Source organism: Pseudomonas sp. EggHat1, from assembly GCF_014892995.1.
In the GTDB taxonomy this organism is placed as follows: Bacteria; Pseudomonadota; Gammaproteobacteria; order Pseudomonadales; family Pseudomonadaceae; genus Aquipseudomonas; species Aquipseudomonas chaetocerotis.
In genome coordinates, this window is the sequence record NZ_JACKQK010000002.1 from 390,120 (window position 1) to 405,082 (window position 14,963).

12 protein-coding genes and 2 tRNA genes are annotated in these 14,963 nt (G+C 59.8%); all 14 read left to right on the top strand.

Annotated elements, in window-relative coordinates; translation table 11 throughout:
- The first annotated feature begins 80 nt into the window (after positions 1-80).
- The 14 genes from ftsH (at position 81) to pnp (ending at position 14,703) form a co-directional block, all read left to right on the top strand.
- A complete protein-coding gene (ftsH, locus tag INS93_RS06045) occupies positions 81-1,994 on the top strand; it encodes an ATP-dependent zinc metalloprotease FtsH (protein ID WP_059392582.1) in 1,914 nt (637 codons plus the stop codon).
- A gap of 8 nt (positions 1,995-2,002) precedes the next feature.
- Positions 2,003-2,854 (top strand): dihydropteroate synthase, encoded by an 852-nt coding sequence (gene folP, locus INS93_RS06050; protein ID WP_160017283.1) that lies wholly within the window; start codon positions 2,003-2,005, stop codon positions 2,852-2,854.
- Positions 2,855-3,009: 155 nt separating this feature from the next.
- Positions 3,010-4,347 (top strand): phosphoglucosamine mutase, encoded by a 1,338-nt coding sequence (gene glmM, locus INS93_RS06055; protein ID WP_192980675.1) that lies wholly within the window; start codon positions 3,010-3,012, stop codon positions 4,345-4,347.
- Between the two features lie 65 nt (positions 4,348-4,412).
- Complete coding sequence (tpiA, locus tag INS93_RS06060) at positions 4,413-5,168, top strand: triose-phosphate isomerase (RefSeq protein ID WP_160017285.1); 756 nt, start codon at positions 4,413-4,415, stop codon at positions 5,166-5,168.
- Between the two features lie 3 nt (positions 5,169-5,171).
- Positions 5,172-5,549 (top strand): preprotein translocase subunit SecG, encoded by a 378-nt coding sequence (gene secG / locus INS93_RS06065; protein ID WP_160017286.1) that lies wholly within the window; start codon positions 5,172-5,174, stop codon positions 5,547-5,549.
- Positions 5,550-5,556: 7 nt separating this feature from the next.
- Positions 5,557-5,642, top strand: a tRNA-Leu gene (locus INS93_RS06070).
- 97 nt (positions 5,643-5,739) lie between these two features.
- A tRNA-Met gene (locus INS93_RS06075) sits at positions 5,740-5,816 on the top strand.
- Positions 5,817-5,945: 129 nt separating this feature from the next.
- Entirely contained in the window at positions 5,946-6,404 is a 459-nt protein-coding gene (gene rimP / locus INS93_RS06080) for a ribosome maturation factor RimP (protein WP_160017287.1), read from the top strand.
- Positions 6,405-6,564: 160 nt separating this feature from the next.
- Positions 6,565-8,046, top strand: a complete 1,482-nt coding sequence (gene nusA, locus INS93_RS06085) for a transcription termination factor NusA (RefSeq protein ID WP_160017288.1) — start codon at positions 6,565-6,567, stop codon at positions 8,044-8,046.
- 27 nt (positions 8,047-8,073) lie between these two features.
- On the top strand, positions 8,074-10,560 hold the full coding sequence (gene infB, locus INS93_RS06090) for a translation initiation factor IF-2 (RefSeq protein WP_192980676.1): 2,487 nt from the start codon (positions 8,074-8,076) through the stop codon (positions 10,558-10,560).
- A gap of 109 nt (positions 10,561-10,669) precedes the next feature.
- Positions 10,670-11,062 carry a 30S ribosome-binding factor RbfA gene (gene rbfA / locus INS93_RS06095; RefSeq protein WP_004424397.1) on the top strand — a complete coding sequence of 131 codons (393 nt, stop codon included), beginning with the start codon at positions 10,670-10,672 and terminating at the stop codon, positions 11,060-11,062.
- Positions 11,063-11,065: 3 nt separating this feature from the next.
- On the top strand, positions 11,066-11,986 hold the full coding sequence (truB, locus tag INS93_RS06100) for a tRNA pseudouridine(55) synthase TruB (protein WP_004424396.1): 921 nt from the start codon (positions 11,066-11,068) through the stop codon (positions 11,984-11,986).
- Positions 11,987-12,156: 170 nt separating this feature from the next.
- Entirely contained in the window at positions 12,157-12,426 is a 270-nt protein-coding gene (gene rpsO / locus INS93_RS06105; RefSeq protein ID WP_075749474.1) for a 30S ribosomal protein S15, read from the top strand.
- 171 nt (positions 12,427-12,597) lie between these two features.
- The gene (pnp, locus tag INS93_RS06110) at positions 12,598-14,703 is read left to right on the top strand and encodes a polyribonucleotide nucleotidyltransferase (RefSeq protein ID WP_192980677.1); all 2,106 of its coding nucleotides are present in this window, start codon (positions 12,598-12,600) and stop codon (positions 14,701-14,703) included.
- The last annotated feature ends 260 nt before the right edge of the window (positions 14,704-14,963 follow it).

Consider the following 14,963-nt stretch of genomic DNA (forward strand, 5'->3'; position numbering starts at 1 on the left):
GTTAGTCGGTATATCATTGGTCGTCATGGGAAGCCCGCTTCGCCACGAGGCCTGCTTCAGAGGGTAGCTAATTGAACGACATGGCAAAGAATCTGATCCTGTGGCTGATCATCGCGGCGGTGCTGGTTACCGTGATGAACAACTTCTCCAGTCCGAGCGAGCCGCAGACCCTGAGCTACTCGCAATTCATCGAACAGGTGAAGGAAGGGCGCGTCGAGCGCGTGACTGTCGATGGTTACGTGATTACTGGCAAGCGTACCGACGGCGAGGGTTTCAAAACCATCCGTCCGGCGATTCAGGACGGCGGCCTGATCGGCGACCTGATCGACAACAACGTGGTCATCGAAGGCAAGCAGCCTGAGCAGCAGAGCATCTGGACTCAGTTGCTGGTCGCCAGCTTCCCGATCCTGGTGATCATTGCCGTATTCATGTTCTTCATGCGCCAGATGCAAGGTGGCGCCGGCGGCAAGGGCGGGCCGATGAGCTTCGGCAAGTCCAAGGCGCGTCTGCTCTCCGAAGACCAGGTCAAGACCACCTTCGCCGACGTCGCCGGTTGCGACGAGGCCAAGGAAGAAGTCAGCGAGCTGGTCGAATTCCTCCGCGATCCGGGCAAGTTCCAGCGCCTGGGCGGTCGTATCCCGCGTGGCGTGCTGATGGTCGGCTCGCCTGGTACCGGCAAGACCTTGCTGGCCAAGGCCGTGGCCGGTGAAGCGAAGGTCCCGTTCTTCACCATTTCCGGTTCCGACTTCGTCGAGATGTTTGTCGGGGTGGGGGCCAGTCGTGTTCGCGACATGTTCGATCAGGCCAAGAAGCACGCGCCGTGCATCATCTTTATTGACGAGATCGACGCTGTGGGTCGCCATCGTGGCGCTGGCATGGGTGGCGGTCACGACGAGCGTGAGCAGACCCTCAACCAGTTGCTGGTGGAGATGGATGGCTTCGAAATGAATGACGGCATCATCGTCATCGCGGCCACCAACCGTCCGGACGTTCTCGACCCTGCGCTGCTGCGTCCTGGCCGCTTCGACCGCCAGGTGGTCGTTGGTCTGCCGGATATTCGTGGTCGTGAGCAGATTCTGAAAGTGCACATGCGCAAGGTGCCGATGGGCGACGACGTCAATCCGGCGGTCATCGCGCGCGGTACTCCGGGTTTCTCCGGTGCCGATCTGGCCAACCTGGTCAACGAAGCCTCTCTGTTCGCCGCTCGTGCTGGCAAGCGCCTGGTGGAAATGAAGGAATTCGAGCTGGCCAAGGACAAAATCATGATGGGCGCCGAGCGCAAGACCATGGTCATGTCCGACAAGGAGAAGCTCAATACCGCCTTCCACGAGGCAGGCCACGCCATCGTCGGTCGCCTGGTGCCCGAGCACGATCCGGTCTACAAGGTGTCCATCATTCCGCGTGGTCGTGCCCTGGGCGTGACCATGTTCCTGCCGGAAGAAGATCGTTACAGCCTCAGCAAGCGCGCGCTGATCAGCCAGATCTGCTCGCTGTTCGGTGGTCGTATCGCCGAAGAAATGACCTTGGGCTTCGATGGTGTCACCACGGGCGCCTCGAACGACATCATGCGCGCCACCCAGCTGGCCAAGAACATGGTCACCAAGTGGGGGCTGTCCGAGAAGCTGGGCCCGCTGATGTACGCGGAAGAAGAGGGTGAAGTCTTCCTGGGTCGCAGCATGGGCAGTCAGGCCAGCAATGTGTCCGGCGAGACTGCCAAGCTGATCGACGAGGAAGTGCGTCGCATCATCGATGAATGCTACGCCACGGCCAAGAAACTGCTGGTAGAGAACCGTGACAAGCTCGATGCCATGGCCGAAGCGCTGATGAAGTACGAAACCATCGACGCTGAGCAGATCGATGACATCATGAATGGTCGCGAGCCTCGTGAGCCTCGCGGCTGGGATGGTGGTGGTGACTCCGGTGCTCCGCAAGCCAAGGTCGACGAACCAGATCGTTCTGAAAAGCCCATTGGTGGGCCGGCGGCCGAGCACTAAGGTTTCATATGTCTCAAGCGCAACACCTGAGCCGGCTGCCCTGTGGTAGCCGGCTTCTTGATTTGTCCCGTCCGCAGGTGATGGGCATCCTCAATGTCACCCCCGATTCTTTTTCCGACGGTGGGCGGTTCACGGCGCGCGATGCTGCGTTGCGTCACGCCGAGCAGATGGTCGCCGCAGGCGCGACGTTGATCGATATCGGTGGTGAATCCACCCGCCCTGGGGCGCGAAGCGTTTCGCCGACCGAGGAGCTGGAGCGGGTCGCGCCGATGGTCGAAGCCATCGCCCGTGAGCTTGACGTGATCATTTCCGTGGATACCTCGACGCCTGCAGTCATGCGCGAAAGTGCAAGGCTGGGCGCGGGGCTGATCAATGATGTGCGTTCGTTGCAGCGTGATGGCGCTCTGGATGCGGCGGCAGACACTGGTTTGCCTGTGTGTCTGATGCATATGCGCGGTGAGCCCGGCAACATGCAGGATGATCCGCAGTATCCGGATATCGTCGCTGAGGTGCGTGACTTTCTCGTCGAGCGCATGGCTGCCTGCGCGACAGCCGGTATTCCCGCTGAGCGGATCCTGCTCGATCCGGGCTTTGGTTTTGCCAAGACCCTGGAGCACAATCTCGCCCTGTTCAGGCGCATGAGTGAACTCTCTGCGCTGGGGCGGCCCTTGCTGGTTGGTGTCTCGCGCAAGAGCATGATCGGCAAGGTGCTCGGTCACGAAGTTGGCGGTCGCCTCTACGGTAGCCTGGCATTGGCTGCTCTGGCGCTGACCAAGGGCGCACATATTCTGCGTGTGCACGATGTCGCCGAAACGGTGGATGTGGTGCGCATGATCGCTGCGGTTGAAGCGGCGCAATAGCAGGCCTTTGAAAACGTAGACGAGGCGGTCTGGGCTAGGCAAAAACAGCCGAGAAAGCGGAGTCTACGTGTTGTAAATGAGCATTTTGAGGCTGTTTTTAACGACGGCCAGACAACGCAGGTAGTTTTCAATGGCCTGCTAACAAGGAAAGCGTTATGGCTAGAAAATACTTCGGCACCGACGGTATTCGTGGTCGTGTCGGCCAGTTCCCCATCACTCCGGATTTCATGCTCAAGCTGGGCTGGGCTGCTGGCATGGCGTTTCGCAAGCAGGGCAAGTGCCGCATCCTGATCGGCAAGGACACGCGTATTTCCGGCTACATGTTCGAGTCCGCCCTCGAGGCGGGGCTGGCTGCGGCGGGTGCGGACGTGCAGTTGCTCGGGCCTATGCCGACGCCAGCCATTGCCTATCTGACGCGCACTTTCCAGGCCGATGCCGGCATCGTCATCAGTGCTTCGCACAATCCGCATGACGATAACGGCATCAAGTTCTTTTCCAGCGAAGGCACCAAGCTTCCGGACGATGTGGAGCTGATGATCGAGGAGTTGCTCGATCAGCCGATGACCGTGGTCGAATCTGCCGGTATCGGCAAGGCTTCGCGGATCAACGATGCCTCGGGGCGATACATCGAGTTCTGCAAGGGCAGTGTGCCCAGTGGCACCAGCTTCAAAGGCCTGAAGATCGTCATCGACTGTGCCCATGGTGCTGCCTACAAGGTTGCGCCTAGCGTGTTTCGCGAGCTGGGTGCGGAGGTTCGAGTCATCTCGGCGCAGCCTGATGGGCTCAATATCAATGATGCTTGTGGCTCCACGCATATTGCAGCGCTGCAGGCTGAAGTAGTCGCGCAGCAGGCTGATCTGGGTATCGCCTTCGATGGCGATGCTGATCGCGTGCTGATGGTCGACCAGTATGGTGCGGTGGTCGATGGTGATGAACTGCTGTTCATCATTGCGCGTGATCTGCAGGAGCGTGGGCGGCTGCGTGGTGGTGTGGTCGGCACGCTGATGAGCAATCTCGGGCTGGAACTGGCTCTGGCCGATCTGAACATCCCATTCATTCGTGCCAATGTGGGTGATCGCTATGTGATCGCTGAATTGCTGGCGCGCAACTGGCAGCTCGGTGGTGAGAATTCGGGGCACCTGGTGTGCTTCCAGCACACCACGACTGGCGATGCGATCATCGCGGCCCTGCAGGTGCTGATGGCACTCAAGCGCCGAGGCCAGAGCCTGGTTGATGCACGCAGCGATCTGAGGAAGTGTCCGCAGGTGCTGGTCAATGTGCGTTTCTCCGGTGCGCTCGATCCGCTCGAGCATCCTTCGGTGAAGGAAGCCTGCGCGCGGGTGACCGAGAGCATGGCTGGGCGTGGTCGAGTGCTGCTGCGCAAGTCCGGCACCGAGCCATTGGTGCGAGTGATGGTCGAAGGTGACGAGGAAAGTTCGGTTCGCGGCTATGCCGATGAATTGGCTAAGATTGTTGCCGAAGTCTGTGCTTGATTGAGCTTGCTACCGAGGGTGCTCTTGGGTAACATCTGCGCCCTCTTTGATCGACGAGGTAAAACATGCGTCGCGCCTTAGTCGCTGGTAACTGGAAAATGCACGGTACCCGCGCAAGCGTCGCAGAGCTGATCGAGGGGCTGCGTCAGCAGGAGTTACCTGCCGATGTGGATGTCGCTGTGTTTCCCTCCAGCCTGCACATCGCTCAGGTCGCCGAAGGCCTGAATGCTAAAGCGGTGAAGGTTGGGGCGCAGGATTGTGCGGCACAAGTAGAGCAGGGTGCCTTGACCGGTGAGCTGGCAGTCAGTCAGTTGGTCGATGGCGGTTGTGAGCTCGTGCTGGTTGGTCACTCGGAGCGTCGCCTGATTCTGGGTGAAAGCGATGAAGTGGTCGTGCGCAAATTTGCGGCCGTGCAGGCTGCAGGCTTGACCCCTGTGCTCTGTGTTGGTGAGACCCGCGAGCAGCGTGAAGCGAATGCGACGCTGGATGTAGTGGGTGGCCAGTTGGCCGCAGTGATCGATGCGCTGAGTGTCGATGCGCTGAAAGGCGCAGTAGTGGCCTACGAGCCTGTATGGGCCATTGGCACCGGGTTGACCGCTACGCCTGAGCAGGCTCAGGAAGTGCACGCAGCTATCCGCGCGCAAGTTGCGCGGCTCGATGCTGGTGTCGCGAGTGGGTTGAGAATTCTTTATGGTGGCAGTGTGAAGGCCGCCAGTGCTGCCGAGTTGTTCGGCATGCGGGATATCGATGGGGGGCTCGTAGGTGGCGCCTCTCTGAATGCGGATGAATTCGGTGCGATCTGTCGCGCTGCAGGAAACTGAAGAATGCTGGAAACAGTCATTGTTGTTCTGCACCTGCTGGGTGCGATCGGGGTTGTAGTGCTGGTGCTGTTGCAGCAGGGTAAAGGCGCTGACGCGGGTGCGTCGTTCGGTTCGGGTGCTTCGGCAACTGTATTCGGAAGCCAAGGTTCCTCTACCTTTCTGAGTAAGTTTACTGGTATACTCGCCGCGGCTTTTTTCATTACCAGCTTGGGTTTAGCGTTCTTTGCTAAAGAGAAAGCTGATGCACTGACTCAAGTTGGTCTGCCAGATCCAGCGGTTCTGGAAGTTCAACAAAAACCGGCTGTCGAAGACGTGCCGGTGCTCGAAGAGCAAGTTCCAGCGTCCGATGCTTCGGATGTGCCGGAAGCTCCAGAGCAGTAACAGTTTTGCCGAGGTGGTGGAATTGGTAGACACGCTACCTTGAGGTGGTAGTGGCCATAGGCTGTAGGGGTTCGAGTCCCCTCCTCGGTACCATACTCAAGAAAGCCCGCAGTTCGCGGGCTTTCTTGTTGCTGGAGTGTTTGGTTGACCCTCGCTAGGGGGTGGCCGTATAATTCCGGCCCAGCTTTGACGCGGGGTGGAGCAGTCTGGTAGCTCGTCGGGCTCATAACCCGAAGGTCGTAGGTTCAAATCCTGCCCCCGCAACCAGTTTCAGCAGGCCCCTTTTCAGGGGCTTTTTGTTAGCTGAAAGACAGTGTCCGTTGGTATTTACGGCGGATTGAAGGGATGGGCGTTTCGCCCATTTTTTATTTGCACAGCATGCACGAGGGCCGTTAAGTGTCGAGCAAGCTAGAACAGTTGCAGGCCTTGTTGGCCCCAGTAATCGAAGCGCTCGGTTACCAATGTTGGGGCATCGAGTTCCTGTCGCAGGGGCGTCATTCGCTGCTGCGTGTCTATATCGATAAAGCCGATGGCATCCTGATCGATGATTGTGAAGTCGTCAGCCGTCAGCTCAGTGGTGTACTCGATGTCGAGGATCCGATTACCTCGGAGTACACACTGGAAGTTTCTTCTCCTGGCATGGATCGTCCGTTGTTCACCCTCGAACAGTTTGCGACGCATGCCGGTGAACAGGTGAAGATCAAGCTGCGCTCGCCTTTCGACGGGCGTCGTAACTTCCAGGGCCTCCTTCGCGGTGTGGAGGAGCAGGACGTGGTGGTTCAGGTGGATGACCACGAGTATCTGTTGCCGATCGACCTGATCGACAAGGCCAATATCATCCCCCGATTTGATTGAGATGCGGATTCTGTGGCGCTGCTGGACTGCCGATTGCCGGCGCAGCGCGAGCGACACAGATGGCGCGAAGGTAGCGCGGCGGCTCACGAAGATAGCGCCAATGGCGTGAACGTGACGCGGACTGCGCAGAACCAATGGATTGCGAAAGGCGAGGCGTACGATGAGCAAAGAAGTACTGCTGGTTGTTGAGTCGGTATCCAATGAAAAGGGTGTACCGGCCGGCGTGATTTTCGAGGCGCTGGAGTTGGCTCTGGCGACCGCCACCAAGAAACGTTTCGAGGACGAAGTCGATCTGCGCGTGTCGATCAACCGTCAGAACGGTAGCTACGAAACTTTCCGACGCTGGACCGTGGTCGACGAGTCCGAGTTCGAGGACCCGGCCTACCAGGTGACCGAAGATATGCCGCAGGCCGTCGAGGCCAACGCCAAGATCGGTGCCGTGCTCGAAGAGAAGGTCGACTCCATCGAGTTCGGGCGCATCGCCGCGCAAACTGCCAAGCAGGTCATCGTGCAGAAAGTGCGCGAGGCCGAGCGTGCTCAGGTCGTTGACGCCTACCGCGAACGCCTGGGCGAGATCATCTCCGGCACCGTGAAGAAGGTCACCCGCGACAACGTCATCGTTGATCTGGGCAACAACGCCGAGGCGCTGCTGGCCCGTGAAGACATCATCCCGCGTGAGACTTTCCGCGTGGGTGTGCGTCTGCGTGCTCTGCTCAAGGAAATTCGTACCGAGAACCGCGGTCCGCAGCTGATCCTGTCGCGCACCGCTCCGGAAATGCTGATCGAGCTGTTCCGCATCGAAGTACCGGAAATCGCCGAAGGGCTGATCGACGTCAAGGCTGCTTCCCGTGATCCGGGTTCGCGCGCCAAGATCGCCGTTCGCTCCAAGGACAAGCGTATCGACCCGCAGGGCGCCTGCATCGGTATGCGTGGTTCGCGCGTCCAGGCCGTTTCCGGCGAACTGGGCGGTGAGCGCGTCGATATCGTGCTGTGGGACGACAACCCTGCACAGTTCGTCATCAATGCCATGTCGCCGGCTGAAGTGGCTGCGATCATCGTCGATGAAGATGCCCATGCCATGGACATCGCCGTTGGCGAAGACAACCTGGCCCAGGCCATTGGTCGTGGCGGTCAGAACGTGCGTCTTGCCAGTCAGTTGACCGGCTGGACCCTGAACGTGATGACCGAAGCGGACATCCAGGCCAAGCAGCAGGCAGAAACCGGCGACATCATGCAGTCCTTCGTCGACGAGCTGGAAGTCGATGAAGAACTGGCTCAAGTCCTGGTCGAAGAGGGTTTCACCAGTCTCGAAGAGATTGCCTACGTACCCATGGAAGAAATGCTCAGTATCGATGGCTTCGACGAGGAGATCGTCAATGAGCTGCGTGCACGGGCTAAGGATCGTCTGCTGACCAAGGCGATCGCCAACGAGGAGAAGTTGGCCGATGCCCATCCGGCAGATGATTTGCTGGAACTGGAAGGCATGGACAAGGCGCTGGCTCTAGAGCTCGCGCTGCGCGGCGTGATTACCCGTGAAGACCTGGCCGAGCAGTCGATTGACGACCTGCTCGACATCGACGGCATCGACGAAGAACGTGCCGGCAAGCTGATCATGGCCGCCCGAGCCCATTGGTTCGAATAAGCGGTTGCGGCCTGAGGAGAAAGATGCATGACGCAAGTCACGGTTAAAGAACTGGCCACAGTGGTCGACACCCCGGTTGAGCGCCTGCTGCAGCAGATGCGTGAAGCTGGCCTGTCCCACGACAGTGCCGAACAAGTAGTGACCGATAGTGAGAAACAGGCCCTGCTGGCCCATCTCAAGAGCAGTCACGGCGACAAGGTCGAAGAGCCGCGCAAGATCACCTTGCAGCGCAAGACCACCAGCACCCTGCGCGTTGCTGGCAGCAAGACCATCAGTGTTGAAGTGCGCAAGAAGAAAACCTTCGTCAAGCGCAGCCCGGAAGAGATCGAAGCCGAGAAGCAGCGCGAGCTGGAAGCGCAGCGCGCCGCTGCCGAGGCCGAGCGCCTGAAGGCCGAAGAAGAAGCCAAGCGCAAGGCTGACGAAGAAGCCAAGCGTCAGCCTGCCGCTGCTGCGACCGATGGCGCTGCACCAGCTGCTGCGCCGACGTCTGTCAGCGAGCCGGTGGTTGCCGCTCCGGTCGTCGAAGTCGAGCGCAAGAAAGAAGAAGTGCGTCGCCCCGAGAAGGCGCGCTCTGATGAAGATGAGCGTCGTGATCGCAAGCACACCCAGCATCGCCCCGCTACCAAGGAGAAGGCGCCGGCTCCGCGCGTCGCTCCGCGTAGCGTCGATGAAGAAAGCGACGGTTTCCGTCGTGGTGGCCGCGGCAAGTCGAAGATGAAGAAGCGCAACCAGCATGGCTTCCAGGCTCCGGCCGGTCCGGTGGTGCGTGAAGTGGCCATTGGCGAAACCATCACGGTGGGCGATCTGGCTCAGCAGATGTCGGTCAAGGCCGCCGAAGTCATCAAGTTCATGTTCAAGATGGGCACCCCGGCCACCATCAACCAGGTGCTGGATCAGGAAACTGCCCAGCTGATCGCCGAAGAGTTGGGCCACAAGGTCAAGCTGGTCAGCGATACCGCCCTGGAAGATTCCCTGGCCGAGTCGCTGAAGTTCGAAGGTGAGGCCTTCTCCCGTGCTCCGGTCGTGACCGTAATGGGCCACGTCGACCACGGTAAGACCTCGCTGCTCGACTACATTCGTCGCGCCAAGGTGGCTTCCGGTGAAGCGGGTGGCATCACCCAGCATATCGGTGCTTACCACGTGGAAACCGAGCGTGGCATGGTCACCTTCCTCGACACCCCCGGTCACGCTGCGTTTACCGCCATGCGTGCGCGTGGTGCCAAGGCGACCGACATCGTCATCCTGGTCGTTGCAGCTGACGACGGCGTAATGCCGCAGACCCAGGAAGCCGTACAGCACGCGAAAGCTGCTGGCGTGCCGATCGTGGTCGCGGTGAACAAGATCGACAAGCCCGATGCCAACCCGGACAACATCAAGAACGGTCTGGCCGCTCTCGACGTGATCCCGGAAGAGTGGGGCGGCGATGCACCTTATGTGCATGTGTCGGCCAAGATGGGTACCGGCATCGACGAGCTGCTCGAAGCCGTACTGCTGCAGGCTGAAGTCCTCGAGCTGAAAGCCACTCCTTCGGCCCCGGGTCGTGGTGTGGTGGTCGAATCGCGTCTGGACAAGGGCCGTGGCCCGGTGGCCACCGTGCTGGTTCAGGACGGTACCCTGCGTCAGGGCGACATGGTCCTGGTCGGCGTCAACTATGGCCGCGTGCGTGCCATGCTTGACGAGAACGGCAAGCCGATCAAAGAGGCCGGTCCGTCCATTCCGGTCGAGATCCTCGGCCTCGATGGTACGCCGGATGCCGGTGACGACATGACTGTGGTCGCCGACGAGAAGAAGGCCCGCGAAGTTGCCCTGTTCCGTCAAGGCAAGTTCCGTGAGGTCAAGCTGGCCCGTGCTCACGCCGGCAAGCTGGAAAACATTTTCGAGAACATGGGCCAGGAAGAGAAGAAAACCCTCAACATCGTGCTGAAGTCCGATGTGCGTGGTTCTCTGGAGGCCCTGCAAGGCTCGCTCAGCACCCTGGGTAACGACGAAGTGCAGGTGCGTGTGGTCGGTGGCGGCGTCGGTGGTATCACCGAGTCCGATGCCAACCTGGCGCTGGCTTCCAACGCCGTGCTGTTCGGCTTCAACGTCCGTGCTGACGCCGGTGCGCGCAAGATCGTCGAGGCCGAAGGCCTGGACATGCGCTACTACAACGTCATCTACGACATCATCGAAGACGTCAAGAAGGCGCTCACCGGTATGCTCGGCAGCGATGTTCGCGAGAACATCCTGGGCACCGCCGAAGTGCGTGACGTATTCCGTTCGCCGAAGTTTGGCGCGGTTGCCGGTTGCATGGTCATCGAAGGCACTGTCTTCCGTAACCGTCCGATCCGCGTACTGCGTGAAGACGTGGTGATCTTCGAAGGTGAGCTGGAATCGCTGCGTCGCTTCAAGGACGACGTCGCCGAAGTGCGTAACGGCATGGAGTGCGGTATCGCGGTGAAGAGCTACAACGACGTCAAGGTCGGCGACAAGATCGAAGTGTTCGAGAAAGTCCAGGTGGCTCGCAGCCTGTAATCGCGAGTCGCAACACGCAACGCCCGGCCCCGCATTCGCGCGGCCGGGCGTTTGCCGCTTTTGAGTCCGCTGGCGAACAGACAGCGGACGAAGTAAAGGTAAGTAGAAAATGGCCAAAGATTACAGCCGTACCCAGCGTATCGGCGACCAGATGCAACGCGAACTGGCCCAGCTTATCCGGCGTGAGGTCAAGGATCCGCGTCTGGGGCTGGTGACCATCACCGCAGTCGACGTCAGTCGTGATATCGGTCACGCCAAGGTCTTCATCACCGTCATGGGGCAGGATGATGCCGAGGCGATCAAAGAGAGCCTCAAGGTACTCAACGACGCGGCCGGTTTCCTGCGCATGCAGCTGGGCAAGGCGATGAAGCTGCGCAGCGTGCCACAGCTGCACTTCCACTACGACGAGAGCGTCCAGCGCGGTGCTCACCTGTCGGCACTGATCGAGCGTGCCGTGGCGGAAGATCGTCTGCACGACGACACCGCAGGTTCCAAGGAGTAAGGCGTGGCGCAGGTCAAACGTATTCGCCGCAAGGTCGACGGCATCATCCTGCTCGACAAGCCGCACGGTTTCACGTCCAACGCCGCGCTGCAGAAGGTTCGTTGGCTGCTCAATGCCGAGAAGGCCGGCCATACCGGCAGCCTCGACCCGTTGGCCACCGGTGTGTTGCCGCTGTGCTTCGGTGAGGCAACCAAGTTCTCCCAGTATCTGCTCGACGCTGACAAGGGCTACGAGACCGTCGCTCAGTTAGGCGTTACCACCACCACTGGTGATGCCGAAGGCGATGTCATCGAGCGTCGCCCGGTGACCGTCGGTCGCGCCGAGATCGAGGCGCTGTTGCCGCGTTTTCGCGGTGAAATCAAGCAGATACCGCCGATGTACTCGGCGTTGAAGAAGGATGGTCAGCCACTCTACAAGCTGGCGCGTGCGGGTGAAGTAGTGGAGCGCGAAGCGCGTTCTGTTACTATTGCGCGCCTGGAACTGCTGGCCTGCGAAGGCGAGCAGGCCCGTCTGGCGGTCGATTGCAGCAAAGGCACCTATATTCGTACGCTGGTCGAGGATCTTGGCCAGCTGCTCGGCTGCGGTGCACATGTCGCCGAGCTGCGCCGTACCAAGGCCGGCCCGTTCGACCTGACGCGTACCGTGACGCTGGAAGAACTGGAGGCCGCACACGCCGAAGGTGGTAACGAGGCGCTGGATCGCTTCCTGCTACCGGCCGATAGCGGTCTGCAGGACTGGCCGCTGCTGCAGTTCTCCGAGCACAGCGCGTTCTACTGGTTGCAAGGGCAGCCGGTGCGAGCGCCGGAGGCACCGAAGTTCGGCATGGTGCGGGTGCAGGATCACAATGGTCGCTTCATCGGGATCGGTGAAGTGAGCGACGATGGGCGAATCGCCCCGCGTCGATTGATTTATACCGGTGCGTAGCACCGAACGGTTCGGCCGAGAGGGCTGAAAGCCTGATGCTGACGATGTCGTCATCAGGTGCTGCGAGGGTGGCTGTTAGTAGGCACGGTCATACCTCTTTTAAAAACACGGGAAGCGATTCCCGGCCTATTGAGACTGCTTCGGCAGTTTCCAGATGAGAGGAAGCCAACATGGCACTCAGCGTTGAAGAAAAAGCCCAGATCGTTAACGACTACAAGCAAGCTGAAGGCGATACCGGTAGCCCGGAAGTGCAGGTTGCCCTGCTGACCGCCAACATCAACAAGCTGCAAGGCCACTTCAAGGCCAACGGTAAAGATCACCACAGCCGTCGTGGTCTGATCCGTATGGTTAACCAGCGCCGTAAGCTGCTGGACTACCTGAAGGGTAAAGACGCCAGTCGTTACAGCGCCCTGATCGGTCGCCTGGGCCTGCGTCGTTAATAGACGCGAGCTGCACAAGTTGGAAGCTGGGAGTTCGGCGTCGCGAGTGGGGAGTGATCCTCACCTCGTGGCGCCGGGCTTCCAGCTTTCGGCTTTTCGAGGGATGCACCGGGTCCGACTCCCGCGCTTCTTTCCAATTTCCCCCAAGGCAACAAAGAGAAGGAAAACACCGTGAACCCGGTAATCAAGAAATTCCAGTTCGGTCAGTCGACCGTTACCCTCGAGACTGGCCGTATCGCCCGTCAAGCCTCCGGCGCAGTGCTGGTCACCGTTGACGACGACGTCAGCGTGCTGGTTGCCGTAACCGGCGCCAAGACTGCCGACCCGAGCAAAGGCTTCTTCCCGCTGTCCGTGCACTACCAGGAAAAGACCTACGCTGCCGGCAAGATCCCAGGTGGTTTCTTCAAGCGTGAGGCGCGTCCTTCCGAGAAAGAAACCCTGACCTCGCGTCTGATCGACCGCCCGATCCGTCCGCTGTTCCCGGAAGGCTTCCAGAACGAAGTGCAGGTCATCTGCACCGTGGTTTCCACCAGCAAGAAGACCGATCCGGACATCGCTGCGATGATCGGTACCTCGGCTGCCCTGGCTATCTCCGGTATTCCGTTCAACGGCCCGATCGGTGCTGCGCGCGTTGCCTTCCACCCGGAAGCCGGCTACCTGCTGAACCCGACCTACGAGCAACTCAAGGCTTCCAGCCTGGACATGGTCGTAGCGGGCACCAAGGACGCCGTACTGATGGTTGAGTCGGAAGCCAAAGAGCTGACCGAAGACCAGATGCTGGGCGCTGTACTGTTCGCCCACGACGAATTCCAATCGGTCATCCAGGCTGTTACCGAGCTGGCTGCCGAAGCCGGCAAGCCGACCTGGGACTGGCAGCCGAAAGCCGAGAACACTGCTCTGCTGAGCGCTATCCGTAGCGAGTTTGGTGAGGCAATTTCCCAGGCTTACACCATCACCATCAAGCAAGACCGCTATGCGCGTCTGGGCGAGCTGAAAGATCAGGTCGTTGCCAAGTTCTCCGGTGAAGAAGGTCAGCCTTCCGCTGGTGAAGTCAAAGAAGCCTTCGGCGAAATCGAATACCGCACCGTGCGCGAGAACATCGTCAACGGCAAACCGCGTATCGATGGCCGTGACACCCGCACCGTGCGTGGCCTGAATATCGAAGTCGGTGTACTGGACAAGACCCACGGTTCGGCGCTGTTCACCCGTGGTGAAACCCAGGCGCTGGTGGTTGCCACCCTCGGCACCGCGCGTGACGCGCAACTGCTCGATACCCTTGAAGGCGAGCGCAAAGACCCCTTCATGCTGCACTACAACTTCCCGCCATACTCGGTTGGTGAGTGTGGTCGCATGGGCGCCACTGGTCGCCGCGAAATCGGTCATGGCCGTCTGGCGCGTCGTTCGGTTCAGGCCATGCTGCCGGCTGCTGACGTGTTCCCGTACACCATCCGTGTGGTTTCGGAAATCACCGAGTCCAACGGTTCTTCCTCGATGGCTTCCGTCTGCGGCGCTTCCCTGGCGCTGATGGATGCTGGTGTACCGATGAAGGCACCGGTTGCCGGTATCGCCATGGGTCTGGTCAAGGAGGGCGACAAGTTTGCCGTTCTGACCGACATCCTCGGCGACGAAGATCACCTGGGCGACATGGACTTCAAGGTTGCCGGTACCGCCAATGGCGTTACTGCGCTGCAGATGGACATCAAGATCCAGGGCATCACCGAAGAAATCATGGAGCAGGCTCTGGAGCAGGCGCTGGAAGCTCGCCTGAACATCCTCGGCCAGATGAACCAGGTCATCGCCCAATCGCGCAGCGAGCTGTCGGCCAACGCGCCGACCATGATTGCGATGAAAATCGACCAGGACAAGATCCGCGACGTCATCGGTAAAGGCGGCGCCACCATCCGTGGTATCTGCGAAGAAACCAAGGCTTCGATCGACATCGAAGACGATGGCTCGATCAAGATCTTCGGTGAAACCAAAGAAGCTGCCGAAGCTGCTCGTCAGCGCGTTCTGGGCATCACCGCAGAAGCCGAGATCGGCAAGATCTATGTCGGCAAGGTCGAGCGCATCGTCGACTTCGGTGCATTCGTCAACATCCTGCCGGGCAAGGACGGGCTGGTGCACATCTCCATGCTGAGCGATCAGCGCGTGGAGAAGGTCACCGACGTGCTGCAGGAAGGCCAGGAAGTGAAGGTTCTGGTGCTGGACGTGGATAACCGCGGCCGTATCAAACTGTCGATCAAGGACGTAGCTGCTGCCGAGGCCTCTGGCGTCTAAGCACGGTTCGCCTGTTCGAACGAGAAGGGCTCCTGCGGGAGCCCTTTTTTGTGCCTGATCGTCAGGGAGAGCGCAGTTGCCCTTAACCTGCGCCAGCGATGCATTCATGAGGTTATGCGGTCATGCCGGGCACCTCGAATCATGCAAATTGCCCGAGAGTTTTTGTGCGACTCGGCGAAATGCAATCAAAAGCATATTTTTTATATAGATTAAGTATTTGTTTTTAAAGGGATTTATTTTATTTCAAAACCTGGCACAGC

Bases quoted from the DNA above. Each gene is read 5' to 3' on its own strand.
- rpsO (WP_075749474.1), top strand. From the start codon at position 12,157: ATGGCACTCAGCGTTGAAGAAAAAGCCCAGATCGTTAACGACTACAAG.
- glmM (WP_192980675.1), top strand. From the start codon at position 3,010: ATGGCTAGAAAATACTTCGGCACCGACGGTATTCGTGGTCGTGTCGGC.
- tpiA (WP_160017285.1), top strand. From the start codon at position 4,413: ATGCGTCGCGCCTTAGTCGCTGGTAACTGGAAAATGCACGGTACCCGC.
- nusA (WP_160017288.1), top strand. From the start codon at position 6,565: ATGAGCAAAGAAGTACTGCTGGTTGTTGAGTCGGTATCCAATGAAAAG.
- secG (WP_160017286.1), top strand. From the start codon at position 5,172: ATGCTGGAAACAGTCATTGTTGTTCTGCACCTGCTGGGTGCGATCGGG.
- ftsH (WP_059392582.1), top strand. From the start codon at position 81: ATGGCAAAGAATCTGATCCTGTGGCTGATCATCGCGGCGGTGCTGGTT.
- folP (WP_160017283.1), top strand. From the start codon at position 2,003: ATGTCTCAAGCGCAACACCTGAGCCGGCTGCCCTGTGGTAGCCGGCTT.
- rbfA (WP_004424397.1), top strand. From the start codon at position 10,670: ATGGCCAAAGATTACAGCCGTACCCAGCGTATCGGCGACCAGATGCAA.
- infB (WP_192980676.1), top strand. From the start codon at position 8,074: ATGACGCAAGTCACGGTTAAAGAACTGGCCACAGTGGTCGACACCCCG.